Genomic DNA, 1,394 nt, shown 5'->3' on the forward strand with positions numbered 1-1,394 from the left:
CGTCTGGCAGGTGCAGGGGCTGCGCGTCGCCTGACCCGGCGTCCGCCGGCCGAGCCGGGCCGCGCGGAGCGCGCGGTCAGCCGCGCGCGGCCGCCTCGAGCTGGGCGACGTCGAGCTTCCGCATCGTGAGCATCGCGCGCGTCACGTCGGCAGAGCGCTCCCCCTGCATGAGCTCACCCAGCTGCTTCGGGATGACCTGCCACGAGACCCCGAAGCGGTCGCGGCACCAGCCGCACTGCGACTCCTCGCCGCCGTCGGCGACGAGCCCCTCCCACAACCGGTCGACCTCGGCCTGGCCGTCGACGGTGACGGCGATCGACACCGCCTCCGACTGCGGGAACTGCGGCCCGCCGTTCAGCAGCTGGAAGGGGGCACCGGCGAGCGTGAGATCGACGGTGAGGGCCTCGCCGGGGCTCGCGTCGCCGGGCCAGGGGTTGTCGCCGGCCGGGATCCGCATCACATCGGTGATCCGGGAGTCCGGCACGAGCGAGACGTAGAGCTCGGCGGCCTCCTCGATGCGGCCGTCGAACCAGAGCACTGTGCGCACGTCGGTCATGGGGCCATCCTGCCCGCGCTCGCCGGGACGCGGTAGGCCGCATCGGTAGCCTGGACGGCATGCGAGAGATCAGCCCTGCCGACGTCGCCGACCGCCCGCTCGTCGACGTGCGCGAGCAGCACGAGTGGGATCTCGGGCACGCGGTCGGCGCCGTGCACATCCCGATGAGCGCGATCGTCGACCGCGTCGACGAGGTGCCCGACGGCGCCGCGATCATCTGCCGGTCGGGGGCGCGCAGCGCGCAGGTCGTCGCCTTCCTCGAGCAGCGGGGCATGGATGCGGTGAACGTCGCGGGCGGGACCCTGCAGTGGGCAGCAGACGGGCGGCCGATGCTCGGCACGGTGCAATGAGCGAGCGCCGTGCAGTGAGCGAGCGCCCCCTGGCGACTCCGACACGCTAGCGACGGCAGCGAGGGAGCAGCAGCGTGGAGCGGCACCGCGAGATCGAGACGAAGCTCGACCCCGGCGGCGAGACGCCGCTGCCCGACCTGACGGCGCTCGAGGGCGTCGCCGACATCGACGTGCGCGAGCTGCGCCTCGAGGCGGTCTACTTCGACACGGACGCGCTCGCGCTCGCGGCGGCGGGCATCTCGCTGCGTCGGCGGAGCGGCGGCGTCGACGACGGCTGGTACCTCAAGCTCCCCGCGCGCGACGGCGAGCGCCTCGAGCTGCACGAGCCGCTCGGCGACGGCGACGAGCCGGTGCCCGAGGCGCTCGTCGACGCCCTGCAGCTCTTTGTGCGCGATGGCGCGCCGTCGCCGGTCGTGCGGCTGCGCACGCGCCGGGCGGCCCACCGGCTGCTCGACGCCGAGGGGCGGGCGCTCCTCGAGGTCGCGGAC

3 protein-coding genes are annotated in these 1,394 nt (G+C 74.6%); 2 read left to right on the forward strand and 1 reads right to left on the reverse strand.

The features are described 5' to 3' along the window. Positions 1–76: 76 nt before the first annotated feature. A complete protein-coding gene (locus NWP09_RS12840; protein ID WP_258275887.1) occupies positions 77–556 on the reverse strand; it encodes a VOC family protein in 480 nt (159 codons plus the stop codon). A 59-nt stretch (positions 557–615) separates the two neighbouring features. Between NWP09_RS12840 and NWP09_RS12845 the strand changes: the two genes are divergently transcribed. Beyond that, positions 616–906: a rhodanese-like domain-containing protein gene (locus tag NWP09_RS12845; RefSeq protein ID WP_258275888.1), complete on the forward strand. Its 291-nt coding sequence runs from the start codon at positions 616–618 to the stop codon at positions 904–906. 74 nt (positions 907–980) lie between these two features. After that, a partial coding sequence (locus NWP09_RS12850) for a CYTH domain-containing protein (RefSeq protein WP_258275889.1) occupies positions 981–1,394 on the forward strand: 414 nt, incomplete at its 3' end.

Origin of the sequence: Agrococcus sp. HG114 (assembly GCF_024723325.1) — a bacterium.
Lineage (GTDB): Bacteria > Actinomycetota > Actinomycetes > Actinomycetales > Microbacteriaceae > Agrococcus.